The sequence below is a fragment of the Klebsiella sp. BIGb0138 genome (assembly GCF_004342285.1).
In the GTDB taxonomy this organism is placed as follows: Bacteria; Pseudomonadota; Gammaproteobacteria; order Enterobacterales; family Enterobacteriaceae; genus Klebsiella.
The window spans coordinates 369863-396767 of record NZ_SMCV01000004.1 but is presented as its reverse complement, the minus strand read 5'-3'; the positions used below and the strand labels follow the sequence as shown (position 1 = coordinate 396767).

Sequence of the window (26905 nt, the reverse complement as noted above, 5' to 3'; positions counted from 1 at the left end):
GCGGGATCCGCGGCAGAATCGCCCCCTCCCCGACGGGAAGGGGCGAGATCGGCAGAGAAGCTAGTATCCGGCGGTTAAATCATCCGGTGAACGCGGGTCTGACGCCCCGTACAGCGTCCCGTCCGGGCCCACCATAATGCTCTGGGTGCTGCCCATCGCCTCCTTCACCGCCACTTTCTGCCCCCTTTCTCCCAGCAGCTTCAGCGTATCCGGGCTAAAGCCCTTCTCTACCCACAGCTCATCCGGCAGCCACTGGTGATGGAAGCGCGGCGCGTTGGTCGCTTCCGCGACGTTCATCCCGAAATCGATGCTGTTGACCACCATCTGCAGCACGGTGGTGATAATACGGCTACCGCCCGGGCTCCCGGTGACCAGCCAGGTTTTGCCATCTTTCACCACGATGGTCGGCGACATTGACGACAGCGGGCGTTTTTTCGGCCCCACGGCGTTGGCATCGCCGCCCACCAGTCCGTAAACGTTCGGGACGCCGGGTTTTGCCGAGAAGTCATCCATCTGGTTATTCATCAGTATCCCGGAATTACCGGCCACAATACCGGTTCCGAAGGTGGTATTCAGCGTATAGGTGACCGCCACCGCGTTACCGTCTTTATCCACCACCGAGAAATGGGTGGTCTGGTTACTTTCATACGGCGCCAGCTTACCGGGACGGATCTGGCTTGAAGGCTTCGCTTTATTGATATCAATCTGTTCGGCAATCGATTTGGCGTAGGCTTTGTTGGTCAGCGCCTGCCACGGCACTTTGACAAAGTCCGGATCGCCGAGATACTCCGAGCGGTCGGCATAGGCATGTTTTTCGGCTTCCGCCATCACCTGCATGGCGTCTGCGCTGCCGAAGCCGTATTTATGCATATCGAAGTTTTCGAGGATATTGAGGATCTGCACGATATGGATCCCCCCGGAAGAGGGCGGCGGCATCGAGAATACCTGATAGCCACGGTACTCGCCGCCGATCGGCATGCGCTCGACCGCCTGATAGCCCGCGAGGTCGGCCCGCGTTATTAGCCCGCCGTTTTTCTGCATCTCATCGGCTATCTGATCGGCTATCGCCCCTTTATAAAAAGCATCCGGGCCGTGTTCCGCGATCAGCTCGAGACTTTTCCCCAGTTGCTTCTGTACCAGTTTGTCGCCTTTTTTCAGCGGCTCACCGTTTTTCCAGAAGATGGCTTTGCTGTTCGGGTGGTTCGGCAGCACTTCGCTGCCGTAGGTCTTCAGATCGTCGGCCAACGCATCGTTCACCGTGAAGCCCTCTTCCGCCAGCTTGATTGCCGGACGGATCACTTTGTTAAGCGGCATGGTGCCGTATTTTTCCAGCGCCAGAGAGAAGCCTGCGACGGTACCCGGCGTACCGGAGGCCAGGTGCGAGGTCAGCGATTTTTTGCTATCGGGGTTCCCCTGATCGTCGAGGAACATATCCCGGGTTGCCTGCTCCGGCGCCATTTCGCGAAAATCGATGGCGGTGGTGTGCCCGTCTTTGGTCCGCAGCATCATAAAACCGCCGCCGCCAATATTACCGGCCTGCGGGTGGGTGACCGCCAGCGCGTAGCCCACGGCTACCGCCGCATCGACGGCATTCCCCCCCTGGCGCAAAATATCGACGCCCACCCGGGTGGCCGTCGCATCCACCGAGGCGACCATTCCCTGCCGGGCGCGGACCGGATGAAAGACATCTTCTTCTACGCCGTAGGAGACGGGAGGCGGGACGGGCGCGGCCGCGACGGTAAAACTGCCGCCGGCCAGCAAAACAGCGATGACCACCTGACGCCAGGAATGTGCTTTTATCATTGTCTTACTCCTGAAATGTGTTTTTATCCCCGCATAAGCCTGGTTGATAAGTCCTAAAAAATCATTGTTATGCCGGAAAGGAAGTACACTTAAGTGATCCCACGCACGGGAGGAGAGAATAATGAAAGCACGCTTATTTCTGGCGGCGCTGATGCCGCTTAGCGTTCTGGCGCAGCCGCTCAATACCACCAATAACCCTAACCAGCCGGGGTACGTGGTCCCCAGCCAACAGCGGATGCAAAATCAGATGCAGGTCCAGCAACAGCAGCACCAAAGCATGCTTAAGCAGGATATGCAGAACCAGACGCGCGCCCAGCAGCAGCATCTGCAGACCCAGCTGAATAACAATCAGCAGCGGGTCCAGCAGAGCGGCAATTTGAATTCGTCACAGCAGGCGCTGCCGAATCCCAACGGCGGCATGTTGCCACGGCAGACGACCCCGTAGCGGGGCCGTTTGCCGGCGGCTCAGGGTTGGAAGTGCGGGCCAATAAGGTCAATCGCGTCGGTGCAGATACAGTCCACTCCCCAGCGCAACAGTTCAGCGGCGCGCTGGGGTTTATTGACGGTATAAACGAGGATGCGCAGACCCGCGGCCTTCAGGGTCGCCACGCGCGCCTCATCCAGCAGCTTATGGTTAAGGTGGATAGAGACGCAGCCCAGGCGGGCGGTTAACTCGCGCCAGTCCTCACGCCACTCATCCAGCAACAGCCCGCGCGGCAGCTCGGGTACGGCGTGCTGCGCCGCCTCCAGAGCGTCAATCTCAAACGATGAGAGCAGCGGCGGCGTCATGCCCTGCCACAGCTCACGAGCCGCCAGCGCCACCGCTTTGCCGGTCAGCGGAGCGGTGCCGGTGGTGGGCTTGATTTCAATATTCGCCATCATGCCGTGCTGGCGGCAACGTTGTGCCACCGCAGAGAGCAGCGGCAGCGGCTCGCCTTTGAACTGGTGGCTATACCAGCTTCCGGCATCCGCTTTCAGCAGCTCGTTCCACGTCAGTTCACCCGCGATGCCCCAGCCGTTGCTGGTGCGATCCAGATGGTCGTCGTGGAGCAAAAAGATTTGCCCGTCTTTCGACAGCTTGGCGTCAAACTCGATCATCGTATGACCGAAACGCGCGCCAACATCGATCGCCGCCAGGGTGTTTTCCGGGGCCAGTTTACCGCCGCCACGATGGGCGACGATGTGGGGATAAGGCCAGTCACTCATGCGCGTTGTCCTGTTTCACCATCAAAGAGGTGCAGATGATCCTCCGGCAGATGCAGCCACAGCGTGCTGCCCGCTGACGGACGCTGCTGGTGAGGCAGTCTGACCACCAGTTTCTGCTCGCCCCAGCGCCCGTGGGCCAGGTTATCGGCACCTAAAATTTCCAGCGTATCCATCACCAGCGGTACGCCACCTTCCACCTGGGAGCTTAATGCAAAATGCTCCGGACGGATACCTAGCGTCATCTTACGCCCGGCATGGCGGCGATGCTCGCCATCGATAGGTAAACGCAGGCCGCCTTCCAGTTCAAAACGACGACCATCTGCGCTGATACGCCCTTCCAGCAGGTTCATCGCCGGGCTGCCGATAAAGCTGGCAACGAAGCGGCTGGCCGGTTTTTCGTAAACGTCCACCGGCGTGCCGATCTGTTCGGCAACGCCTTTATTCATCACCATCACCCGCTGGGCAAGAGTCATGGCTTCTACCTGATCGTGCGTCACGTACAGCGAGGTGGTTTTCAACCGGCGATGCAGCTGCTGAAGTTCGAGGCGCATCTGCACGCGCAGCTTGGCATCGAGGTTTGACAGCGGTTCATCAAACAGGAATACCGCCGGGTCGCGGACAATCGCGCGGCCCATTGCCACGCGCTGACGCTGGCCGCCGGAGAGCTCGCGCGGGCGGCGCTTGAGCAGGCCGTCCAGCTCCAGAATCCGCGCCGCTTCCTCCACCCGCTCGGCGATCAGGCCTTTGCCCATCCCGCGGATTTTGAGCCCCCAGGCCATGTTCTCTTCCACGCTCATGTGCGGATAGAGGGCGTAGTTCTGGAACACCATCGCGATACCGCGATCCTTCGGCTCCATCTCGGTGACCCGCTGGCGGTTAATCCAGATATCGCCGCTGGTCACCCGCTCAAGCCCGGCCACCATGCGCAGTAACGTTGATTTGCCGCAGCCGGACGGCCCGACCATGACGATGAATTCCCCGTCCGCGACGTCCAGCGTCAGCGGTTGAATCACCTGGGTTTTGCCGTCCCAGCTTTTGGTTACAGCCTGTAGTTTTAAACCTGCCATTTTATTTCTCACTGTCCACTAAACCACGCACAAACGCCCGCTGCATGGCTAAAACGATAACGACCGGGGGAATCAGCGTCAGCAGCATCGCGGCCATCACCTGATTCCACTGCGTGGTGCCTTCGCCGGTGGCGATCATGCCTTTGATACCCGCCACCGCGGTGCCAAGATTGACGTCCTGAATAATCAACAACGGCCACAGATACTGGTTCCAGCCGTAGATAAAGGTGATCACAAACAGCGCCGCCAGATTGGTTTTCGACAGCGGCAGCACGATGTCGCGGAAAAAGCGCATCGGTGAAGCGCCATCGATACGCGCCGCCTCAATCAGTTCGTCCGGCAGCGTCATAAAGAACTGACGAAACAGGAAGGTGGCGGTCGCCGAGGCCATCAGCGGCAGCGTCAGCCCGGCGTAGCTGTCGAGCATTTTCAGATTGGCGATCACTTCCACCGTGGGAAAAATACGCACTTCAACCGGCAGCATCAGGGTGATAAAGATCATCCAGAAGAACAGATTACGCAGCGGAAAGCGGAACCAGACGATGGCGAATGCGGAGAGCATCGACACCACGATTTTCCCCACCGTGATGCCAAACGCCATGATGAAGCTGTTCAGCATCATCAGCCAGAACGGCGCGCTGTTGGCTCCGACCCCCTGGGTCCAGATAGTGGCCATATTCTCCAGCAGGTGTCCGCCGGGAATTAACGTCATCGGCGTCTCAAAGACCGCCGTGTTATCCAGGGTCGCCGCGACAAAGGCGACATACAGCGGGAACAGGATCACGGCAATCCCGGCAATCAGCATGGTGTGGCTGAAAATCGTCAGCCCGCGACGGTTCTCGATCATTGGTAGCGCACCTTACTTTCAACGTAGCGGAACTGAACGACCGTCAGCACGATCACCAGCAACATCAGCACTACCGACTGAGCGGCGGAAGCAGAGAGATCGAGTCCGGCGAAACCTTCGCGATAGATCTTATAAATCAAGGTGGTGGTAGCCTGTACCGGACCGCCCGCGGTGGCCGCATCGATCACCGGGAAGGTATCAAAGAAGGCATACACCAGGTTGACCACCAGCAGGAAGAAGCTGACCGGCGCAATCAGCGGTAGCGCCAGCTTAAAGAAGCGGCGAATCGGCCCGGCGCCGTCAATTGCCGCGGCTTCCACCAGCGAGCGCGGAATAGATTGCAATGCAGCGAAGAAAAACAAGAAGTTATAGCTAATCTGTTTCCATACCGACGCAAACACCACGAGAAACATCGCCTGACCGCTGTGCTGCGCATGGTTCCAGTCGTAGCCCATCTCAGCGAGGAAGTGGGTGATCAACCCGCGCCCGGGGTTAAAGAGGAAAATCCATAGCACCGCCGCCACCGCCGGCGCCACGGCGTAGGGCAGCAGCATCAGCGTTTGATAGAAGCGGCTGCCGCGCACCACATAGTCAACCAGCGCGGCAAAGAACAGCGAAATGATCAGCCCGCTGAAGGTGACCAGGCTGCTGAACTTGATGGTGGTCCAGAATGAGTCCAGATAGTACGGGTCGTGGAACAGCGTAACGAAGTTGTCCAGGCCGACAAACTGGCTGGAAAGGCCAAATGGATCGACGCTCTGCAGCGAATACCACAGCGCTTCGCCGGCGGGCCAGATAAAGAAAATAATGGTGATAATCAGCTGCGGCGCGACCAGCATATAAGGCAGCCAACGCGAGCGGAATACCGGACGGGATGATGACATGAGGTTACTCTTTTGCTTAACGATGCCGGATAACGTCCCGGATGGCGGCGCAAGCGCCGTATCCGGGCGACTTCACGCGATCGCCCCGGCAGGCTCAACGCCGCCGGGGGAACCTTCCGGCATCTGTACCTTACGACTTAGTCGACTGCTCAAAACGACGCAGCAGCTGGTTACCACGCTCAACCGCTGAATCCAGCGCCTGCTGTGGCGTTTTCTTACCGGTCCACACGCTCTCCAGCTCCTCGTCCACAATGGTACGGATCTGCGGCATGTTGCCCAGACGCAGCCCTTTGGTGAACGGCAACGGCGGCTTGTTCAGCATCTGGCGGGTCGCAATATCCGCGCCTGGGTTCTTGTCATAGAAGCCCTGCTGACGGGTCAGGTCGTAAGCGGCGGTGGTGATCGGCAGATAGCCGGTTTTCTGATGCCATTCCGCCGCGATTTCCGGTTTTGCCAGATACTCGAGGAATTTCGCCACCCCGGTATAGGTTTCCTTATCTTTGCCCTGCATCACCCACAGGCTGGCCCCGCCGATGATGGCGTTCTGCGGCGCGCCTTTCACGTCGGCGTCATACGGCATCATGCCCACGCCGTAGTTGAATTTGGCATACTGACGAATATCGGCCAGTGAACCGGAAGAGGCGGTAGTTATCGCGCAATCACCGTTATAGAACTTCTCGGTGGACTCGTCTTTACGTCCGAAGTAGCTGAAATCGCCTTTCTTGTTCATCGCTTCGAGCATGGCGATATGCTTCACCTGCTCCGGCTTGTTGAATTCCAGAACCGCATCGGTACCGTCAAAACCGTTATTTTGGGTCGCCACCGGCAGGCCATGCCAGGCGCTGAAGTTTTCAATCTGAATCCAGCCCTGCCAGCCGCTGGCGTAGCCGCATTTCATCCCTGCCGCTTTCAGCTTATCGGTATATGCCGCCAGCTCCTGCCAGGTTTTCGGCGGCTGCTCCGGATCTAAGCCGGCTTTTTTGAAGGCGTCTTTGTTGTAGTACAGCACTGGCGTGGAGCTGTTAAACGGTTGAGAGAGCAGATGGCCGCTCTTTGAGTCGGTGTAGTAACCCGAAACGGTGGGAACGAACTGCGATTCATCAAACTTAATGCCCGCATCGGTAAACACCTGATAAACCGGTTTAATGGCTTTGGAGGCCATCATCGTTGCGGTACCGACTTCATAAACCTGAAGGATCGCCGGGGCATTACCGGTACGGAATGCGGCGATGCCCGCGCTCAGACTCTGCTCGTAGTTGCCTTTGTACACCGGGGTAATTTTGTAATCCGGGTTGGCCTCATTGAAACGTTGCGCCAGAGAATCAACTTCTTTACCCAACTCCCCTTCCATGGAATGCCAGAACGGGATGGTAGTTACTGCCAACGCCTGACCAGCACATGCCAGGCTGAGCGCCAGTCCTAAAGCTGTATGTCGTAACGATATCATCGGTTATCTCTCTTGTTGTTCCAGATGCGCGATTTCACGCGTTTTATGTTCGCGGGGGTAACATGACATGCTCGAATTACAGAAAAATAACTTTTTTATTACAAAAAAAAGATAGTAACGCGTCAGAGAGATGGCAAGACGATGAAAGATTGGAGACAGGAAAGTGGGAGCTACGGCACGCCGTTGAATATAAAGCCGTAAAAAATCGGCAAACCGTGAAGTCAGTAGCCCGGCCGGACGTCGCGTCGGGGGAAATGCGCTGAGCGTGTCAGCCCTATCGCTTTCCCGGAGTCGGTAGCAACGCCTCGTCCGGGCTACAGAATTATCGTTTCTGGCAGGGTCATTACCCGCCGAGATAGGCGCTACGTACCGCCTCGTTGGCCAGAAGCCGCTCGCCGGTATCTTCCAGCACCACATGACCGTTTTCCAGCACATAGCCGCGGTCAGCCAGCTTCAGCGCCTGGTTAGCGTTCTGTTCGACGAGGAAAATGGTCATCCCCTGCTCGCGCAGCTGTTCGATGGTGTTGAAAATCTGCTGGATGATGATCGGCGCCAGCCCCAGCGAGGGTTCGTCGAGCAGCAGCAGGCGCGGCTGACTCATCAACGCGCGGCCAATCGCCAGCATCTGCTGCTCGCCGCCAGACATGGTCCCCGCCCGTTGAATACGGCGTTCGAGCAGCCGCGGGAACAGTTCGTAGACCCACTGAATACGGCTCTGAAACTGGTCACGATCGGCAAAAAAGCCGCCCATCGCCAGGTTCTCTTCAACCGTCATACGCGAGAAGACGCGACGCCCTTCCGGGACAATCGCCACCGCTTCGCGCATGATTTTCGCGGTTTGCCAGTCGGTGATGTCTTTACCATCAAAAACCACTTTCCCGCTGGAGGCGCGCGGATCGCCGCACAGAGTGCCGAGCAGCGTGGTTTTACCCGCGCCGTTCGCGCCAATCAGGGTGACGATTTCCCCCTGATTAATGTGCAGACTGACGTTATGCAACGCCTGAATCTTGCCGTAGTGGGCGCTTACGTTGTCAAAAGATAACATCACTTTTTCCATACTTATGCCTCACCAAGGTATGCGCGGATCACGTCCGGGTTGTTGCGGATCTCTTCCGGCGTACCGTTAGCCAACGGCGTGCCCTGGTTGACCACGTAAATACGATCGGAAATACCCATCACCAGCTTCATATCATGTTCAATCAGCAGGATGGTGGTGTTGTGATGACTGCGCAGCTCGGCGATCAGCTCGTCCAGCTCTTTGGTCTCTTTCGGGTTCAGGCCGGCCGCCGGTTCATCCAGCATCAGGATTTCCGGCTGGGTCACCATGCAGCGGGCAATTTCCAGCCGCCGCTGGTCACCGTAGGCCAGGTTGCTGGCCTGGCGGTTAGCATGCTCCAGCAGGCCAATACGCTCCAGCCAGGTGGCGGCACGGTCCAGCGCTTCGCTCTGCGCGCGGCGGAAGGACGGCGTTTTCAGCAGGCCGGAGAAGACCCCGGTTTTCAACTGCTGATGTTGCGCCACCAGCAGGTTTTCAATCACCGTCATTTCACGGAACAGGCGCACGTGCTGGAAGGTACGGACGACGCCCATTCGGGCGATCTGCTGCCCCGGCAGCCCTTCCAGATGCTGATCGCGCAGCATGATGCTGCCGCCGGTCGGCTTATAAAAACCGGTCAGGCAGTTGAAGACCGTGGTTTTCCCGGCGCCGTTAGGGCCAATCAGCGACACGATCTCCTGGGGGTGCAGCTCCAGCGACACGTTGTTGACCGCCAGCAGGCCGCCAAAGCGCATCATCAGGCCGCTGACGGATAATAATGGCTGACTCATGCCTGCTCTCCTTTCGCCTGACCTTTTTTCAGCTTCAGCTGCGGACGCGTCATCGGCAGCAGACCCTGCGGACGCCAGATCATCATCAGCACCATCAAACCACCCAGCATCAACATGCTGTATTCGTTGAAATCACGCATCAGCTCGCGCGACACCACCAGCAGCACGGCGGCGAGAATCACCGCAAACTGCGATCCCATCCCGCCGAGAACCACAATCGCCAGCACAAAAGCCGACTCGGCAAAGGTGAAGGATTCCGGGCTGACAAAGCCCTGGCGCGCGGCGAACAGCGTCCCGGCGAAACCGGCAAACGCGGCGCTGATGGTAAAGGCGGTGAGCTTGATGCGCGTTGGGCTCAGACCCAGCGAGCGGCAGGCAATCTCATCTTCACGCAGCGCTTCCCATGCGCGGCCCAGCGGCATACGCAGCAGGCGGTTAATCACAAACAGCGACAGCACCACCAGCAGCAGCGCCACCAGATAAAGGAAAATCACCCGATCGCCGGGGTCATACTTGAGGCCGAAGAAGTTACTGAAGGTATCCCAGCCGCCTTCGCGGGCGCTGCGGCTAAACTCAAGGCCAAACAGCGTCGGCTTAGGAATCTGGCTGATGCCGTTGGGGCCGCCGGTCACGTCGGTATTATTGAGCAGCAAGATACGGACGATTTCGCCGAAGCCGAGGGTGACGATCGCCAGATAGTCGCCGCGCAGGCGCAGCACCGGGAAGCCCAGCAGGAAGCCCGCGGCGGCGGACACCAGCCCTGCCAGCGGCAGACAGGTCCAGAAGCCGAGGCCGTAGTAGTGATTCAGCAGCGCAAAGGTGTAGGCGCCGATGGCATAGAAACCGCCGTAGCCCAGCACCAGCAGGCCGGACAGCCCCACCACCACGTTAAGACCCAGGCCGAGAATGATATAAATCATGGTCAGGGTGGCGATATCCACCGTCCCGCGCGACACCATAAACGGCCACGCCACGGCGATAACCAGCAGCGCCAGCAGGAACAGCTTCTGCTTCACCGTTGAACCATCGATGGCCGGCATAATAAACTTCGGCCCGGAGACGTTCTTCATCGTTTTCTGGAACAGCGGACGCATCAGCTGAAACAAGAAGACCACTGCGGTGCCGATGAAGATCCACTGCCAGCGAATATCGGCGGCGGTATCGACCACCAGTTTGGTGCCGTCCAGCTCCAGCTGCACGCCCATAAAAACGCCCGCCAGAACGAAGAACATCACCGCAGACAGCAGCGCCATTGCAATATGCATCGGTTTCATACTTTCTCTACCTCCGGGCGACCCAGAATGCCGGTAGGCATGACCAACAGCACCAGGATCAGCAGCGCGAAGGAGACGACGTCTTTATATTCCGTGCTGAGATAGGCCGAGGAGAGCGCTTCGGCGATACCGAGGATCAGGCCGCCGATCATCGCCCCCGGGATACTGCCGATACCGCCCAGTACCGCCGCGGTGAAGGCTTTCATCCCGGCCATAAAGCCGATATACGGGTTGATAACGCCATAGAACTGGCCCAGCAGCACGCCGGCCACCGCCGCCATCGCCGCGCCGATCACAAACGTCAGAGCAATCACCCGGTCGGTGTTAATCCCGAGCAGGCTCGCCATTTTGAGATCTTCAGCACAGGCACGGCAGGCGCGGCCCATGCGTGAATAGCGGATAAACAGCGTCAGCGCCAGCATCGCCACAAAGGTCACGACCCAGATCACCAGCTGCATCGTGGTGACGGTGGCCGCAAAGTTTTCGCTGCTGCCAATGATCCACTGGCCGTTGAACAGGCTTGGCAGCGCCACGTCGCGCGAGCCTTCCGTCAGGCTGACGTAGTTTTGCAGGAAAATCGACATCCCGATGGCGGAAATCAACGCAATCAGGCGTTTAGAGCTGCGCACCGGCCGGTAGGCCACGCGTTCAATGCTCCAGCCGTAGGCGCTGGCGATAATAATCGCCCCGACAAAGCCGGCGGCCACCAGCAGCCAGCTGGTATCAATTCCCATCATCATCAGCGCCGCGATGATCATGAAAGAGACGTAGCTGCCAATCATGTACACCTCGCCGTGGGCGAAGTTGATCATGCCGATAATGCCGTAGACCATGGTGTAGCCGATGGCGATCAGCGCATAGGTGCTGCCCAGCGTGACGCCGTTAAACATCTGCTGCAGAAAGTAGAGAAACTGCTCGGACATAAGGTAACCTTTTTCATGCCGCCCGCTGGCCGCGGGCGGTGGGATAACGCATCTTATTTCGCGACAGAGGATGAACCATCCGCATGCCACTGGAAGACACCAAACTCAAATCCCTTCAAATCGCCTTTTTCGTCCCAATTCAGCGGCCCAATCACGGTTTTCGCCCCGTGAGCTTTCAGATCTTTGATTAAATCCAGCGGTTCCTGACTGCCGCTTCTGTCCATCGCCTGCGCTAAAGACTGCACGGCAGCGTAGGTGATCCAGACGTACGGACCGCTCGGATCTTTCTTCTCTGCCTTCAACGCCTCGACGATAGCGCCGTTCGCCGGATCCTGGTCATAACGTTTCGGCATTGTCACCAGCATGCCTTCCGCCGCCGCGCCGGCGATGTTAGACAGCGAGGCGTTGCCGACGCCTTCCGGGCCCATAAAGACGGTTTTCAGACCAACGGAGCGCGCCTGGCGCAGCATCTGGCCCATTTCCGGGTAGTAGCCGCCGTAATAAACGAAGTCGATATTCTCTTTCTTCAGACGCGCCAGCAGCGCGGAGAAGTCTTTCTCACCGGCGGTGATACCGTCAAAGAAGACAATATTGGCATTGCCTTTCTTCAGACTCTCCTGCACCGAGCGGGCCAGCCCTTCGCCATACTGCTGCTTGTCGTGAATAATGGCAATACGCTGCGGTTTCACGGTTTCCAGAATGTATTTCGCCGCGGTCGGCCCCTGCGAAGAGTCCAGACCCGCGGTGCGCATGATGTACTGATAGCCGCGCTGGGTCAGTTCCGGGTTGGTGGCCCCCGGAGAGATCATCAGAATGCCTTCATCTTCATAGATATCAGACGCCGGCTGCGTGGAAGACGAGCACAGATGGCCGATAACATACTTAATGCCCTCGTTGACGATTTTGTTCGCCACTGCCACGGCCTGTTTCGGGTCGCAGGCATCATCGTACTCGACGCCAACCAGCTTATCGCCCTTAATTCCGCCCTGAGCGTTAATGTCTTTGATAGCCTGACGTGCGCCGTTGAACTCCATGTCGCCCCATTGGGCTACCGGGCCAGACATCGCGCCGACAACGGCGACTTTAATATCCTTGGCCATGACCGCGTGCGACATCGCCAGTGCGACGACCCCCGCAATAATGGTTTTCGCGTTCCTTTTCATGCTTCAGAACCCCGTTCGAGATGTGGTGTAAATATTTTGTATTTTTATGGTTAAAAAGCATTCTGTGCTTTTATTAAACAACGCTACTTTTACCATTATCTTTAATGGTTTAGCGCAGTTTTTACCTGAATTCAGATTAAAATCTCTATATTTCAGGCGATTAAGCAAAGATAATATTCTGTATTTCAGTGAAGATAAACAAAAAAAAGTCCAGTTTGCAGCATAAAATAACGATACATAAGGCGGAATAAAACGCTGCACATTAGGTTAAAATTCTGCTTATTTTTCGATCCATGACGGATTGCGCTGCCCCAACTTCTCCACGAAAACGAATCCCCTGCTGAATGCCGGAAAAACAGCGCCCCTTCTGGTCATAAATTTGGGTACACTGGCCTATCCGTTTTGACTGGACGCATCGAGCATGAAACTGACCATTATTCGTTTATCGCACTTCAGCGATCAGGATCGCATCGACCTGGGGAAAATCTGGCCGTCGCAGGATCTCGCCGCCATCCCGATGGATGATCAGCACCGGGTTTACGCCGCCCGCTTTAACGAGCGCCTGCTGGCCGCCGCGCGCGTCACCCTGCGCGGTACAGACGGTGAGCTTAGCGCGCTGTGCGTACGCGAAGTCACCCGCCGTCGCGGCGTCGGGCAGTATTTAGTCGAAGAGCTGCTGCAGGATAATCCGCAGATCAAGCGCTGGCGGGTCAGCGACGCGGGGGTGGAAGATAAGGCGGTAATGTCCGCGTTTATGCAGGCGCTGGGCTTTAGTGCGCAGCAGAGCGGTTGGCAAAGGGAGCTCCGCTAGACGCCGCGTCGGCGGAAGCGCCTTACCGGGACTACCTGTAACCGTAGCCCCGGTAAGCGTAGCGCCAGCGGAGAAATCCCCGGGAGCTTACATCAGTAAGTGACCGGGGTTGAAGAACACCGCCAACGCACCTGCGGCGCGAGAGGCGATATCCGCCCGTTTAACCGAGAATGTCGCGTTGCAGGCAGGCGGCAAGTTCTGAAATCCCCGGGAGCTTACATCGGTAAGTGACCGGGGTTGAAGAACGCCGCCAACGCACCTGCGGCGCGAGAGGCGAAGGTTAAATTATTTGGCGTCGGTGGCGGTACCATCCGCATGCCAGGTAAACACCCCGAACTCAAAGCCTTTCAGGTCGCCCTTCTCATCCCATGACAGCGGCCCCATGACGGTATCCACTGAATTCGCCTTCAGGTATGTCGCGATGGCCGCCGGGTCTTCGGACTGATTCAGGCCTGCCTGCAGCGACTGAATGGCTGCATAGGTCGTCCAGACGAATGCACCGCTCGGGTCCTGTTTCTTCGCTTTGATCGCATCCACAATCGGTTTGTTCGCCGGAACCTGATCGTAGTTCTTCGGCTTGGTAACCAGCATGCCTTCAGCCGACTGGCCGGCAATGTTAGACAGAGAGACGTTCGCTACGCCCTCCGGCCCCATAAACTGCGTTTTCAGGCCGGCCGCGCGGGACTGACGCAGAATTTGGCCCATTTCCGGGTGGTAGCCGCCGTAATAGACGAAGTCGATGTTTTCTTTCTTCAGACGCGCCACCAGGGTGGAGAAATCTTTCTCACCGGCGGTGATACCGTCAAAGAACACCACGTTAGCGCCGCCCTTCTTCAGGCCGTCCTGCACCGCTCGCGCCAGACCTTCGCCATATTGCTGCTTGTCATGGACGATAGCGATACGCTGAGGCTTTACTTTCTCGATGATGTATTTCGCCGCCGTTGGGCCCTGGTCAGAATCCAGGCCGGTGGTACGCAGGATCATTTTATAGCCGCGCGCGGTCAGCTCCGGAGCGGTGGCCGCCGGGGTGATCATCAGAATGCCTTCGTCTTCATAGATATCGGACGCCGGCTGAGTCGAGGAAGAGCATAAGTGGCCGATAACGTACTTAATACCGTCGTTGACCACTTTGTTGGCTACCGCTACCGCCTGTTTCGGGTCACAGGCATCGTCATATTTAACGATCTGCAGCTTATTGCCTTTGATTCCGCCTTTCGCGTTGATATCGGCCACCGCCTGCTCGGCACCGGTAAACTCCTGGTCGCCATACTGTGCCACCGGACCCGACATCGCGCCAACCACGGCAATTTTGATGTCTTCAGCAAGCGCGGCATTGCTCATTATTAAGGCGATACATCCTGCCAGTAACGCTTTACCCTTCATGTTCATCCTGAGGCTCCCCATTATTATGGTTTTTTGCATTCGTTGTGATGTTGTTTATTAGCGCATTATTCTAATTTTAGTCATAAGTAAAGCATATGACGACTGAATTAAGGTCTGCCGCCTGCGCTTTCGCAGCACACTATGCTAAACATACCGTCATTCTGGAGAATTTGAAATGACAAAATTGCGGGTTATGTAACAGATAAGTGACAAATAAAAAACCGCGCCGGAAGCAACCGGACGCGGTGGAGGATGACATCAAACATCCAGGCGGCAGTGGCGCGTTGGCGCCTGTGTGGTTTGGCTTCTCTGCCGCCGCACAGAATTGGGACACGTTAGCCCTTCAGTACCCGCGCCAGAATATCCAGCGCTTTGGCGAACTGCGCATCGGGGATCGTTAACGGATACAGGAAACGGATCACGTTGCCATAGACGCCGCAGCTCAGCAGCAGCAGGCCCTGTTCCTGCGCCTTCTGCTGGATCTGGCGGGTAAATTCCGGTGACGGGGCGCCGGTGTGCGGATCGTTAAACTCCACGGCCACCATCGACCCCTGCCCGCGAACATCGACAATCGCCGGGCAATACTCACGAGCCTGATTCAGCACCTCTTGCAGCTGGCTACCGAGCCGCCCGGCACGCTGGCAAAGCTGCTCTTCTTCGATAACGTCAAGGACCGCATGCGCGGCAGCCACCGCCAGCGGGTTACCGGCATAGGTGCCGCCAAGCCCACCCGGCGCCGGCGCATCCATCACCTCGGCGCGGCCAACTACGCCGGACAGCGGGAAACCGCCGGCCAGACTTTTCGCCATCGTCATCAGGTCCGGTTTCACAGCATAATGTTGCATCGCAAACAGCTTACCGGTACGCGCAAAGCCCGTTTGCACCTCATCGGCAATCAGCAGAATACCGTGGGTGTCGCACAGCGTACGCAGCGCCTGCATGAACTCAGCGGGAGCGACGTTGAAACCGCCTTCTCCCTGAATGGGCTCGAGAATTATTGCCGCCACCTGGTCCGCAGCGATGTCGGCTTTAAAAATACGATCCAGGCTTTTCATGGCGTCATCGGTGGTAATGCCGTGTGCGGCGTTGGGATATACCCCGTGATACACCGACCCGGGGAACGGCCCGAAGCCAATTTTGTAAGGGGCCACCTTACCGGTCAGCGCCATGGTCATGAAGGTACGCCCATGGAAGCCACCGCCGAAGGTGATCAGTCCCGGACGACCGGTGTAGGCGCGGGCAATCTTGACCGCGTTTTCCACGGCTTCCGCCCCGGTGGTGAAGAAGGCGGTTTTTGCCGGCCCGTCGATCGGCGCCAGCGCGTTAATCCGTTCCGCCAGAGAGACATAGCTTTCGTAAGGGACAATCTGATAGGCCGTGTGGGTAAAGGCCTGCAGCTGCTGCGCGACGGCGGCAACAATTTTCGCATGGCGGTGGCCGGTGTTGAGCACGGCGATGCCGGCAGCAAAATCGATGACCTCGTTGCCTTCCACATCCCACAGCGTGGCGTTTTCCGCCTTCTCAACAAAATAATCGCACATTACGCCTACGCCGCGCGGCGTCGCCTGCTGGCGGCGTTGATTCAGTTCTGAACTTTTCACCCTTGAATCTCCTGTATGTGAGTCACGTTATCGCAACAATCTCGAAACTATGTCGTTTATTTACACAGGAGTTGGCTCTATAATCGAGTACCAGTTTCGATTATCTGAGGGATCCAATTGCGTTCACTGGTCGGTGACCTTATTCTGGTCAGATTGCAGGAGGAGACGGATCCGCTACTGCATAAACGCTTATATAACGCGGTTCGTCGCTCGATTCTCGACGGTTCATTACCGCCGCAGAGCCGCCTGCCTCCCTCGCGGGATTTGGCCGGAGAGCTGGGCGTATCAAGAAACACCATATTAACAACTTATGAACAATTACTGGCGGAAGGTTATGTGGTTTCCCGGCGAGGAAGCGGCACATTTGTCGCGAAAACAGGGCCGGATATATTTCTTCCCGCTGACAGAAGCGGAGAAAACAGTAGCGAACCCGCAGCCATACCTTACCTGTCCCGGCGCGGGCAGCATTTGCTCACGCACGTCAGCGCCAGCCCACGGCAATGGGGAGCATTTATCCCCGGCGTGCCGGATGTCAACGCCTTCCCCCATCCCTTGTTCAGCAAGATTCAGGCGCGCATCAGTCGCCGCCCAAAGCCTGAACGGCTGAGCTACAGCTGTAACGGCGGTACGCCGGAACTGCAACATGCGTTAGTGGATTACCTCAGAGTTTCCCGCGGCGTCCGCTGCCAGGCAGATCAAATTCTGATTACCGAGGGGATCCATCAGGCGATCGATCTGGTCACGCGCATGCTGTGTGACGGCGGCGATCTGGCGTGGGTTGAAGAGCCGTCTTACTGGGGGATTCGCCACGTACTGGCGATGAACGATGTGCGCGCCGCTCCGATCGCCGTCGATGCCAACGGGCTGTGTCCGCCGGAGACGGTGGCAGAGGCCCCGCGCCTGATTTTTGTCACCCCCTCGCATCAATATCCGCTTGGCGCGGTGATGAGTCTGGAACGACGTCAGCGTTTACTGGCCCTGGCTCGCCAGCACGGCAGCTGGATCGTCGAAGACGATTACGACAGCGAGTTTCGCTTTTCCGGCCAGCCGATCCCGGCGCTGCAGGGGCTGATCGCCGACGCGCCGGTAGTCTACGTCGGGACCTTCAGTAAGACCCTCTATCCCGGGCTACGGCTGGGCTATGTCGTACTCCCTCGTCCCCTGATCGGCGATCTTAAAAGCGCCCATGCCGAGCTTTATCGCGGCGGCCACTCGTTGATTCAGATGGCGCTGGCGGAGTTTATTAACGCCGGTCATTACTCAGCGCATATTCGCCGTATGCGCCTGCTTTACAGCCGCCGTCGCGCCTGTCTGACCGAGCTGATACAACGATATTGCAGCCCGCATGCGCTGTCGGATTTCAGCGATAATGCCGGGCTGCATCTGATCCTGAATCTACCGGAGGAAGCGGATGACGTGGCGATCGCCCGGGCGGCCAATGCCCGGCATATTCTGGTGCGTCCGCTCTCACGCTACTATCTGACGGAGCAGCGTAAGAAAGGGTTATTGATGGGGTTTGCCAGCCTGGCGGAGGCGCAAATGGAACCGGCCTTCCGGATCCTGCTTGCGTGCCTGCAGACCTTGTGCCCACAGGCGCTGGCCGCCGGGGAAGAGGCAGAAAAACAAAACGCCCCAACGTAATGTGGGGCGTTATCGGGTATCTGCACAGCGGCGAGCTACAACGCTCGCGCGTTACGCTTCAATGGCGGTGCGCAGTTTCTTCATCGCGTTCTTTTCAAGCTGGCGCACGCGCTCGGCCGATACGCCATAGCGATCCGCCAGCTCCTGCAGCGTCGACTTATTGTCTTCGTCCAGCCAGCGGGCGCGGATGATATCCTGGCTACGCTCGTCAAGGCCCTGCATCGCGTCGGTCAGCTTGTTGGCCGCCTGCTCTTCCCAGTTATCGTCTTCAATGCCATCGGCAAAGTTAGACGTTTTATCCTGCAGATAGAGCACCGGCGCCATCGGCTGGCTATCGGACTCGTCGTCCGACGACATATCGAAGGTCATGTCCTGCGCCGCCATCCGTGATTCCATTTCACGTACGTCTTTGCTCGACACGCCCAGCTCGCGGGCCACCATTTCGACTTCATCCTGGTTAAACCAGCCCAGACGCTGTTTGGTTTTACGCAGGTTAAAGAACAGCTTACGCTGTGCTTTGGTCGTGGCGACTTTCACAATACGCCAGTTACGCAGGACGTATTCATGAATTTCGGCCTTAATCCAGTGTACGGCGAAGGAGACCAGACGCACGCCCACTTCCGGGTTGAAACGACGCACCGCTTTCATCAGGCCAATGTTACCTTCCTGAATCAGATCCGCCTGCGGCAGGCCATAGCCCGAATAATTACGAGCAATATGAACAACAAAGCGCAGGTGAGACAGGATCAGCCTTTTCGCTGCTTCCAGATCGCCCTGGTAATGCAGCTTTTCAGCAAGCTCCCGCTCTTCATCAGCCGATAACATCGGCCAGCTGTTCGCAGCCCGGATATACGATTCCAGGTTACCAACGGGGGCTAAAGCTAAAGTTTGCATATCTTTGGTCATTCAAATCCTCTCAATCGATATCGTCTGGCGCGCTGCGCTTCCCATGAGGTGGGCAACAAACATGCCAGCATTTATGAGCAACGAGAATATCACCCACATTAGTATCAGACAGTGATTTTATCCACAAGTTCCATGCAACGATGTGAGTAGATTACGCACAAATTGTGACATGGGAATGAAAGCGTAGGGAAGAGACGACAGGGACTCTTTCCCTGCAGAGAGACATTCATCAGTGCAGGGAAAGATTATATCAGACTTTTTTTAATCGGGGGTAAAGTGACGTAAATGTTGCACGGTTGCCAGCCAGGCGGCGACCCAACCAATCATCGAGCAGACGATCAGCATCAGCAGACACTCGTCAAAACCTAAGCCGCTGAGTTCGAACTTCGTGCCGAATACTTTCGCCACCTCCGTCACCGCGGAGGACAGGCGCATCACCATAATCTCCGACAGAATCAGCGACAGAAAAGCGCCACAGAAGCCCAGCAACGCGCCGCCATAGAGGAACGGGCGCAGGATAAAGCCATCGGTGGCGCCGATCAGTTTCTGCACGTTGATGGTGTCGCGACGGGCAAAAATGCTCAGGCGCACGCTGTTACCAATGACGAGGAACACGGCCGCGACCATCAGCACGCCAATCAACGCCGACACGCGGCCCACCAGCCCGGTGAGGGAAGAGAGCCGCGCAAACCAGCTGTCATCCATCCGCACTTCATCCACGCCCTGAATATGCGTCACCCGGTCACGAAGGGTATTCAGCGCCTCGGTACTCTGGAAATCCAGCTTCGGCACCACAATCGCCACCGCCGGCAGCGGGTTCTCTTCCAGCATGTCCAGCGCGCCGCCAAAGCCTGACCAGTTGCGGAACTCACCAAGCGCTTCATCCCGCGACAGATAGTTGACCTTCTCCACGCCTTGTTCCGCCTGGAGCTGGCCGACCACCCGCGCCGCGGCATCGTCATCCAGCGTTTTCTCCAGATAAACGGTGATCTGCGGTGAGGGGTAGTACTGCGCCGCCGCGCTGTTGACGTTTTTGTAGACCATATAGCACACGCTCGGCAGCGTCAGCGAAATGGCGATAACCATGATCGTCAGGAAAGTGGCGAGCGGCGTGCTTTTCAAATCCTGCACCGCGCCATGCCAGGCATAGCGAACCTGCTCGTTAAAGACGTTGCTCTTACGGGAAGCCGGGTTCGGTGCCGGTTTTGGCCGCTTCGGCGCGTTGCGCCCGCCGCCGCCCGCGCCTGCGCCATTACGCAGGCGGTCGAGTCTGCTGCCGAACCGGCGAATCTGATTCATTGCGTCGCGCTTATTCACCCCAATGGCCTCCGTGCATATGACCGTCGCTCAGGGTCAGCATGCGATACGAGCGACTGGAAATCAGTCCCAGGTCGTGCGTCGCCATCAGCACCGTAACCCCGACGCGGTTAAATTCCTCAAACAGACGTAAAATACCTTCCGAGAGCGCCTCATCGAGGTTACCGGTGGGTTCGTCCGCCAGCAGCACCGCGGGCTTATTCACCACCGCACGGGCAATCCCCACGCGCTGCTGTTCACCGCCGGAGAGTTGAATAGGGAGGTTTTTCGCTTTGTCCAGCAGCCCGACCTTGTCCAGCGCCGCCGACACGCGACGACGGATGTCGTCGCCGCTGGCGCCGGCAATAATCAGCGGAATGGCCACATTATCAAACACCGTGCGATCCATCAGCAGGTGATGGTCCTGGAAAATCATGCCGATCTGCCGGCGCAAAAACGGCACCTCACGGCTCTTCAGGCGGCTAATGTCGTGACCGCCGAATAAAATTTTCCCGGCGCTCGGCCGTTCGATCCCGCAGATAAGCTTAAGCAGGGTACTTTTCCCCGCGCCGGAGTGGCCGGTCAGGAATGCCATCTCGCCCGACCGCAGGTGGAAATTCACCCCCTGCAGCGCTTGTCTCCCACCGAGATAGGCTTTGCTGACTTGTTCAAAGCGAATCATTCTTAATCCTCTCGGGCAAAAAGTGCCTCAATAAAGTCGCCCGCATTAAACGGACGCAGATCCTCAATACGTTCACCGACGCCAATGTAGCGAATCGGAATACCGAACTGGTCGGCGACGGAGAAGATAACCCCGCCTTTCGCGGTGCCATCCAGCTTAGTCAGCGTGATGCCGGTCAACCCAACGGCTTCATGGAACAGTTTGGCCTGGCTAATCGCATTTTGCCCGGTGCTGGCGTCAATCGTCAGCATGACCTCATGCGGCGCGTTTTCGTCCAGTTTTTTCATCACCCGGACGATTTTTTTCAGCTCTTCCATCAGGTGCGATTTGTTCTGCAAACGGCCCGCCGTATCGGCAATCAGCACGTCAACATTTCGCGCCTTCGCCGCCTGAATAGCATCGAAAATGACCGAGGCCGAGTCGGCGCCGGTGTGCTGAGCAATCACCGGGATGTTGTTACGCTGGCCCCAGACCTGCAGCTGTTCCACCGCGGCGGCGCGGAAGGTATCCCCCGCCGCCAGCATGACCGATTTACCCTGCTGCTCAAACTGACGCGCCAGCTTACCAATGGTGGTCGTTTTACCGACACCGTTAACGCCGACCATCAGAATAACAAATGGCGTTTTCCCTTCAACATTCAGCGGCTCATCCACTTTCGCGAGGATATCGCCCATCTCTTCTTTCAGCAGGCCATACAGCGCTTCCGCGTCGCGAAGCTGTTTCCGGCTGGCGCCCTCGGTCAGGTTAGTAATGATCTTACGGGTCGTTTCCACACCGACGTCGGCAATCAGCAGCTGCTCTTCCAGCTCTTCAAACAGATCATCGTCGATTTTTTTGCCGCGGAACAGACTGATAAATCCGGAACCGAGGTTCTGTTTGGTTTTAATCAGGCTGCGCTTCAGGCGCGCGAAGAAGCCCTCTTTGGTCGGTTTTTCCTGCTCCTGTTGCGCCGGATCCTCTACCTGAGCCTCTTCTGCTGCTTCGGCATCAGCCGCCAGCGCCTGAGCGTCCAGTTCCTCATCAGACAGCGCAACATCGTGCGGCTCTTCAGCGACCTCCTCGCTCAGCACCGCCTCTTCAACAGCGGCGACCTCCGGCTCGGCAATGAGCGCTTCCGGCGCCTGTTCAGCCAGCGCTTCGGCGACGGCCGGCTGCGCAATGCTCTCTTCGACCAGCGGTTCCGCGACGACATTCCCGGCAACCCCCTCTTCGACTCCGGGCTCTTCCACGCCGTCACTGACCACCGGCGCGGGTTCCATAACCGCTGGCGCCTGATGCAGCTCTTCCGCTGCGGCCGGCACCTCTAGCGCTTCCGCAGGCGTAGCAGGGTGCGCTAATTCGCTCCCGACAACCTGTTCGGTGACGTCGACGATATCGGCCGCAAAAGCCTGCGGGTCTTCTTTTTCCACGGCAGGTGCGCTTGCCGCATCCGCTTCTGGCGTCGCCACGGTCTGTTCAGGCACCTCTGCCGCCGGATGCGATTCGGCAACCCCGGCCTGCCCTTCTACTTTTTGTTCGCTCTCTGTTTCCTGCGCCTGTTCTTTTTGTCCAAAGCCCAGCCAGGAAAAGAAGCCACGTTTTTTCTCTTTTGCCATTTGCGACGACACTCCCGCGGTTTATTCATGGCACAGCTCCGGCATAACAATAGCGGAAGCTGAAAAATGATGAAATTAGTCGGATAGTCTATCACTTAACTTAACTCGCATCACCGCCCCCGGATTAAGGTTTCGTCATCCGCGTTCGATCGCTAGAATAGCGGGCTGAAAGTTGAGACCTGAGCAAAGAGATGAAGAAACCAAACCACGCAGGCAGCGGCCAGATCCGCATTATCGGCGGGCAATGGCGGGGCCGTAAATTACCGGTGCCGGAGAGCCCGGGTCTGCGCCCGACCACCGACCGGGTGCGTGAAACCCTGTTTAACTGGCTGGCGCCCTCGATGGTCGACGCCCGCTGCCTCGATTGCTTCGCCGGCAGCGGCGCTCTGGGGCTGGAGGCGCTCTCCCGCTATGCCGGCAGCACAACGCTGCTGGAAATGGAGCGCGGCGTCGCCCAGCAGCTGCAAAAGAATCTCGCGACCCTGAAAGCCGATAGCGGCAAAGTGGTCAACACCAACACGCTTACCTACCTCAACCAGCCCGGCACGCCGCACCATATCGTGTTCGTCGACCCGCCGTTCCGCAAAGGTCTGCTGGAAGAAACGCTGCGCCTGCTGGAAAATAACGGCTGGCTCGCCGACGAAGCGCTAATCTACGTTGAGAGCGAAGTTGAAAATGGCTTACCGCCGGTGCCGGAAAACTGGCATCTGTATCGTGAAAAAGTGGCCGGACAGGTCGCCTACCGTCTCTATCAACGTGAGGCACAAGGAGAAAGTAATGCTGATTAATTTTGGCCGCGTGCTGATGCTGTGCGTTTGGGCGTTTTTGCTGTTAAATCTGTTTCAGCCTTTCCCCAAGCCGCTGAATATCTTTGTTAACGTCGCGCTGATCTTTATGATCCTGATGCACGGTCTGCAGTTGACGCTGCTGAAAGCCACTCAGCCGAAAGATGCCCCGCCGCTGAGCCGCTTCGAACAGATCCGCATTTTCGTGTTCGGCGTGTTTGAACTGGTGGCCTGGCAGAAAAAGCTCAAGGCCACCCTGCGTAAGAAGTAATGGCGACGGGCTCAGGGGTCAGGCGTAAACGCGACAAACCTTGAGCCTTTATAACTCAGCATTCCCCGGTCGCCGACGCTCAGCGCATGATATTGCGTCTCCTCCAGGCGAAAACTGACTTCCAGCCCGCCGGTCTCCGGCCTGAAGCTCGCCTCATAGCGCATATCGCTGCCGGCAGGGGTGACCGTTTGCTGGCGCGAGCGGCGATCGTTAAGCACCTTTTCCCGCTTGTTGCTCACCACGACCCGCTTTTGTAACAGCGGCGCGGCGTCATTATCCATACTTTCCCGTCGTTGCTGGACGTAGCGAACCGATGCTGCCACCACAATGATGGCCACAACGATCATAAAAAACAGTGGAACCTTGCTCATCGATCTTACCCCCAGGAATTCTCAGGAATAAGCATACCGCGCCTTGATTAACATTGTCATCTGCCCGCCCGAACCACTACACTAAGTTTCAGTACTGAAAATATGCCACTCACTTAATAATAACAGATACAAGGACTTACTATGCTTTGGTCGTTTATTGCTGTCTGTTTTTCCGCATGGCTTTACGTCGATGCTTCCTATCGTGGCCCGACGTGGCAACGCTGGGTTTTTAAACCCGTCACCCTGATCCTGCTGCTGCTGCTGGCCTGGCAGGCGCCGATGTTCAACGCCATCAGCTACCTGGTGCTTGCCGGGCTGTGTGCTTCGCTGCTGGGCGATGCGCTGACGCTGCTGCCTCGTCAGCGGATAATGTACGCAGTGGGGGCGTTTTTCCTGTCGCACCTGCTCTATACCATCTGGTTCGCCAGCCAGATGACGATGTCGTTTTTCTGGCCGCTGCCGCTGGTGCTGCTGGTGATTGGCGCCCTGCTGTTTGCAGTTATCTGGAGTCGGCTGGAAGAGATGCGTATGCCGGTATTTACCTTTATCGGCATGACGCTGGTGATGGTGTGGCTGGCGGGCGAACTGTGGTTCTTCCGCCCGACGGATACCGCGCTCTCCGGCTTCGCCGGCGCGACCTCCCTGCTACTGGGCAACATCGTCTGGCTGGTCAGCCACTATCGTCGTCGTTTCCGCGCCGATAACGCCATCGCCGCCGCATTCTACTTCGCCGGCCACTTCCTGATCGTCCGTGCGCTGTATCTCTAATTTAGCGCTTGACTCTGGAGTCGGCTCCAGAGTGTATCCTCCGCGTAATGAGAAAATTATCATTACCGGAGGGTCTCATGTCGACTCCAGAAGCTCAGGATAAAAAAGTTCCGCAATTCTCGTCATTCACACTCAAACCGGCTACCGCGCCGTCCGACAGCTGCTGTACCGAGTCGACCTGTACCACCGCTTCCGAGGCTGACCGATTAAACGACGCGCGCTATAGCTGGCTGGTCGATGGAATGGACTGCGCCGCCTGTGCTCGTAAGGTTGAGAATGCGGTGCGCCAGGTGCCGGGCGTCAGCCAGGTACAGGTACTATTTACCACCGAAAAACTGCTGGTTAATGCCGATGCCGATGTCCGCGCCAGGGTAGAGCGCGCGGTGCGCGCTGCCGGCTATACGCTACGCGATGAAAACGCGCCGCAGGCAGCAACCTCGCGTCTGCGTGAGAATCTGCCGCCGATCGCCCTGCTGCTGATGATGGCGCTGAGCTGGGGTCTCGAACAGTTCAACCACCCGTTCGGCGAGCTGGCATTCATCGCGACGACCCTCGTCGGCCTGTGGCCCGTCGCCCGCCAGGCCGGGCGCTTGATCAGAAGCGGCAGCTGGTTTGCCATTGAAACGCTGATGAGCGTCGCCGCCATCGGAGCGCTGTTTATCGGCGCCACCGCCGAAGCGGCGATGGTGCTGCTGCTGTTCCTGATCGGCGAGCGCCTCGAAGGCTGGGCCGCCAGCCGCGCCCGCCAGGGCGTTAGCGCCTTAATGGCGTTAAAACCCGACACCGCCATTCGCCTACGTGACGGAGTAAGGGAAACCGTCGCCCAGCGCGATCTGCGTCCCGGCGACGTCATTGAAGTGGCGGCTGGCGGCCGTTTACCTACCGATGGTCAACTGCTGTCGCCGTTCGCCAGCTTTGATGAAAGCGCCTTAACCGGGGAATCCGTCCCGGTCGAGCGCAACGCAGGCGAACGCGTGGCGGCAGGTGCGACCAGCGTCGACCGGCTGGTACAGCTGAGCGTTATCTCCGAACCGGGCGATAGCGCCATCGACCGTATTCTGAAGCTGATTGAAGAAGCCGAGGAGCGGCGCGCGCCAATCGAACGTTTTATCGACCGCTTCAGCCGAATCTATACCCCGGCGATTATGCTTGTCGCCCTGCTGGTTGCCATCGTCCCGCCGCTGTTCTTTGCCGGGGCCTGGCTTGCGTGGATCTACAAAGGTCTGACGCTGCTGCTGATCGGTTGCCCCTGTGCGCTGGTCATTTCCACTCCTGCGGCGATGACTTCCGGGCTGGCAGTCGCGGCCCGTCGCGGCGCCCTGATTAAGGGCGGCGCAGCGCTTGAGCAACTGGGGCGCGTGCGTCAGGTTGCCTTTGATAAGACCGGAACGCTCACCGTTGGCCAGCCGCGCGTCACCGCCGCGCTTGCCATTAACGAGATGGATGAAAATAGCCTGCTGGCGCTGGCGGCCGCGGTTGAGCAAGGATCCAGCCATCCGCTGGCGCTGGCCATCGTGCGCGAAGCGCAGCAACGGCAGCTGACGATTCCGCTCGCTCGCGACCAGCGTGCGCTGGCGGGTTCCGGTATCGAGGCCGACGTCGACGGTTATCGGGTATTGATTTGCGCGGCGGGAAAGGAGACCGTTGCTCCGCAGTATGAGGCTCAGATTCAACAGCTGGAGAGCGCGGGACAGACGGTGGTGCTGGTGCTGCGCGAGCAGTCGCTGCTCGGCATTCTGGCGCTGCAGGATACGCTGCGCGATGATGCCCGCCAGGCGGTCGATGACCTGCATCGGCTGGGGGTCCAGGGGGTGATTCTCACCGGCGATAACCCCCGAGCGGCGGCGGCGATTGCCAACGAACTGGGGCTGGAGTTCCGCGCCGGGCTGCTGCCTGCCGATAAAGTGGCGGCCGTGACGGCGCTTAACGCCGATGCTCCGCTGGCGATGGTCGGCGACGGGATTAATGACGCCCCGGCGATGAAGGCGGCGAGCATTGGGATCGCGATGGGCAGCGGCACCGATGTCGCGCTGGAAACCGCAGACGCCGCCCTAACGCATAACCGCTTAACCGGCCTGGCGCAGATGATTTCCCTCGCCCGCGCCACCCATGCCAATATCCGCCAGAATATCGCCATGGCGCTGGGGCTGAAGGGGATTTTCCTTATCACCACGCTGCTCGGGTTAACCGGGCTATGGCTGGCGGTGCTGGCCGATACCGGGGCGACGGTGCTGGTGACCGCGAACGCCCTGCGGTTGCTGCGTAAGAAGTAAGCGGAAAGACTGACCTGCAAGTCGGTAGCCCGGATAAGGCGCATCGCGCCGCCATCCGGGTTCTGCCAGAGTTGATGATAG

At 58.1% G+C, this 26905-nt stretch carries 25 protein-coding genes; 7 read left to right on the top strand and 18 right to left on the bottom strand.

Translation table 11 applies throughout. The features are described from left to right. Window positions 1–60: 60 nt before the first annotated feature. Complete coding sequence (gene ggt / locus EDF73_RS12600; RefSeq protein ID WP_132729462.1) at window positions 61–1803, bottom strand: gamma-glutamyltransferase; 1743 nt, start codon at window positions 1801–1803, stop codon at window positions 61–63. A gap of 121 nt (window positions 1804–1924) precedes the next feature. Between ggt and EDF73_RS12595 the strand changes: the two genes are divergently transcribed. Further along, entirely contained in the window at window positions 1925–2248 is a 324-nt protein-coding gene (locus EDF73_RS12595; RefSeq protein WP_132729461.1) for a DUF2756 family protein, read from the top strand. A 20-nt stretch (window positions 2249–2268) separates the two neighbouring features. Here EDF73_RS12595 and ugpQ read toward each other — a convergent pair whose 3' ends face one another. From ugpQ to livK, 10 genes are all read right to left on the bottom strand, one after another. After that, window positions 2269–3009, bottom strand: a complete 741-nt coding sequence (gene ugpQ / locus EDF73_RS12590) for a glycerophosphodiester phosphodiesterase (RefSeq protein WP_132729460.1) — start codon at window positions 3007–3009, stop codon at window positions 2269–2271. Continuing rightward, on the bottom strand, window positions 3006–4076 hold the full coding sequence (locus tag EDF73_RS12585; RefSeq protein ID WP_132729459.1) for a sn-glycerol-3-phosphate import ATP-binding protein UgpC: 1071 nt from the start codon (window positions 4074–4076) through the stop codon (window positions 3006–3008). Before EDF73_RS12585 ends, ugpQ begins: the two co-directional genes overlap by 4 nt. A gap of 1 nt (window position 4077) precedes the next feature. Further along, window positions 4078–4923 (bottom strand): sn-glycerol-3-phosphate ABC transporter permease UgpE, encoded by an 846-nt coding sequence (gene ugpE, locus EDF73_RS12580; protein WP_132729458.1) that lies wholly within the window; start codon window positions 4921–4923, stop codon window positions 4078–4080. Beyond that, complete coding sequence (gene ugpA, locus EDF73_RS12575; RefSeq protein WP_132729457.1) at window positions 4920–5807, bottom strand: sn-glycerol-3-phosphate ABC transporter permease UgpA; 888 nt, start codon at window positions 5805–5807, stop codon at window positions 4920–4922. The genes ugpE and ugpA overlap by 4 nt, the downstream gene beginning before the upstream one ends. Window positions 5808–5937: 130 nt before the next feature. After that, window positions 5938–7254 carry a sn-glycerol-3-phosphate ABC transporter substrate-binding protein UgpB gene (gene ugpB / locus EDF73_RS12570; RefSeq protein ID WP_132729456.1) on the bottom strand — a complete coding sequence of 439 codons (1317 nt, stop codon included), beginning with the start codon at window positions 7252–7254 and terminating at the stop codon, window positions 5938–5940. Window positions 7255–7597: 343 nt separating this feature from the next. Then, window positions 7598–8311 (bottom strand): high-affinity branched-chain amino acid ABC transporter ATP-binding protein LivF, encoded by a 714-nt coding sequence (gene livF / locus EDF73_RS12565; RefSeq protein ID WP_132729455.1) that lies wholly within the window; start codon window positions 8309–8311, stop codon window positions 7598–7600. Between the two features lie 2 nt (window positions 8312–8313). Continuing rightward, entirely contained in the window at window positions 8314–9081 is a 768-nt protein-coding gene (gene livG, locus EDF73_RS12560; RefSeq protein WP_132729454.1) for a high-affinity branched-chain amino acid ABC transporter ATP-binding protein LivG, read from the bottom strand. Next, window positions 9078–10355 carry a branched chain amino acid ABC transporter permease LivM gene (gene livM, locus EDF73_RS12555; protein ID WP_132729453.1) on the bottom strand — a complete coding sequence of 426 codons (1278 nt, stop codon included), beginning with the start codon at window positions 10353–10355 and terminating at the stop codon, window positions 9078–9080. The genes livG and livM overlap by 4 nt, the downstream gene beginning before the upstream one ends. Further along, window positions 10352–11278, bottom strand: a complete 927-nt coding sequence (gene livH, locus EDF73_RS12550) for a high-affinity branched-chain amino acid ABC transporter permease LivH (protein ID WP_132729452.1) — start codon at window positions 11276–11278, stop codon at window positions 10352–10354. Before livH ends, livM begins: the two co-directional genes overlap by 4 nt. 53 nt (window positions 11279–11331) lie before the next feature. Next, window positions 11332–12441, bottom strand: coding sequence for a high-affinity branched-chain amino acid ABC transporter substrate-binding protein LivK (livK, locus tag EDF73_RS12545; RefSeq protein ID WP_132729451.1), 1110 nt, complete (start codon window positions 12439–12441; stop codon window positions 11332–11334). A gap of 421 nt (window positions 12442–12862) precedes the next feature. On the opposite strand from livK, the gene panM reads away from it, so the two are divergent. Next, window positions 12863–13252: an aspartate 1-decarboxylase autocleavage activator PanM gene (gene panM, locus EDF73_RS12535; protein WP_132729450.1), complete on the top strand. Its 390-nt coding sequence runs from the start codon at window positions 12863–12865 to the stop codon at window positions 13250–13252. A gap of 285 nt (window positions 13253–13537) precedes the next feature. Here panM and livJ read toward each other — a convergent pair whose 3' ends face one another. Further along, window positions 13538–14641, bottom strand: a complete 1104-nt coding sequence (gene livJ / locus EDF73_RS12530; RefSeq protein WP_132729449.1) for a branched chain amino acid ABC transporter substrate-binding protein LivJ — start codon at window positions 14639–14641, stop codon at window positions 13538–13540. Window positions 14642–14970: 329 nt separating this feature from the next. After that, window positions 14971–16236, bottom strand: coding sequence for a 4-aminobutyrate--2-oxoglutarate transaminase (locus tag EDF73_RS12525; protein WP_132729448.1), 1266 nt, complete (start codon window positions 16234–16236; stop codon window positions 14971–14973). 117 nt (window positions 16237–16353) lie between these two features. On the opposite strand from EDF73_RS12525, the gene EDF73_RS12520 reads away from it, so the two are divergent. Next, entirely contained in the window at window positions 16354–17877 is a 1524-nt protein-coding gene (locus EDF73_RS12520; RefSeq protein ID WP_132729447.1) for a PLP-dependent aminotransferase family protein, read from the top strand. A gap of 51 nt (window positions 17878–17928) precedes the next feature. Here EDF73_RS12520 and rpoH read toward each other — a convergent pair whose 3' ends face one another. From rpoH to ftsY, 4 genes are all read right to left on the bottom strand, one after another. Further along, window positions 17929–18783 (bottom strand): RNA polymerase sigma factor RpoH, encoded by an 855-nt coding sequence (rpoH, locus tag EDF73_RS12515; protein WP_004868561.1) that lies wholly within the window; start codon window positions 18781–18783, stop codon window positions 17929–17931. A 261-nt stretch (window positions 18784–19044) separates the two neighbouring features. Beyond that, the gene (gene ftsX, locus EDF73_RS12510; RefSeq protein ID WP_132729446.1) at window positions 19045–20100 is read right to left on the bottom strand and encodes a permease-like cell division protein FtsX; all 1056 of its coding nucleotides are present in this window, start codon (window positions 20098–20100) and stop codon (window positions 19045–19047) included. Continuing rightward, window positions 20093–20761, bottom strand: a complete 669-nt coding sequence (gene ftsE / locus EDF73_RS12505; protein ID WP_132729445.1) for a cell division ATP-binding protein FtsE — start codon at window positions 20759–20761, stop codon at window positions 20093–20095. Before ftsE ends, ftsX begins: the two co-directional genes overlap by 8 nt. Before the next feature lie 2 nt (window positions 20762–20763). Beyond that, window positions 20764–22356, bottom strand: coding sequence for a signal recognition particle-docking protein FtsY (gene ftsY / locus EDF73_RS12500; RefSeq protein ID WP_132729444.1), 1593 nt, complete (start codon window positions 22354–22356; stop codon window positions 20764–20766). A 191-nt stretch (window positions 22357–22547) separates the two neighbouring features. Here ftsY and rsmD point away from each other — a divergent pair, with 191 nt between their 5' ends. Further along, a complete protein-coding gene (gene rsmD, locus EDF73_RS12495) occupies window positions 22548–23144 on the top strand; it encodes a 16S rRNA (guanine(966)-N(2))-methyltransferase (RefSeq protein WP_132729443.1) in 597 nt (198 codons plus the stop codon). Then, complete coding sequence (locus EDF73_RS12490; protein WP_100686594.1) at window positions 23134–23412, top strand: DUF1145 family protein; 279 nt, start codon at window positions 23134–23136, stop codon at window positions 23410–23412. Before rsmD ends, EDF73_RS12490 begins: the two co-directional genes overlap by 11 nt. Before the next feature lie 11 nt (window positions 23413–23423). Here the strand turns inward: EDF73_RS12490 and EDF73_RS12485 are convergent, their stop codons facing one another. Next, window positions 23424–23783, bottom strand: a complete 360-nt coding sequence (locus EDF73_RS12485) for a DUF2500 domain-containing protein (protein ID WP_165905705.1) — start codon at window positions 23781–23783, stop codon at window positions 23424–23426. A gap of 141 nt (window positions 23784–23924) precedes the next feature. Here EDF73_RS12485 and EDF73_RS12480 point away from each other — a divergent pair, with 141 nt between their 5' ends. Together EDF73_RS12480 and zntA are read left to right on the top strand one after the other, a co-directional pair. Then, window positions 23925–24551: a lysoplasmalogenase gene (locus EDF73_RS12480; RefSeq protein WP_132729441.1), complete on the top strand. Its 627-nt coding sequence runs from the start codon at window positions 23925–23927 to the stop codon at window positions 24549–24551. A 77-nt stretch (window positions 24552–24628) separates the two neighbouring features. Further along, window positions 24629–26824 (top strand): Zn(II)/Cd(II)/Pb(II) translocating P-type ATPase ZntA, encoded by a 2196-nt coding sequence (gene zntA / locus EDF73_RS12475; protein WP_132729440.1) that lies wholly within the window; start codon window positions 24629–24631, stop codon window positions 26822–26824. The last annotated feature ends 81 nt before the right edge of the window (window positions 26825–26905 follow it).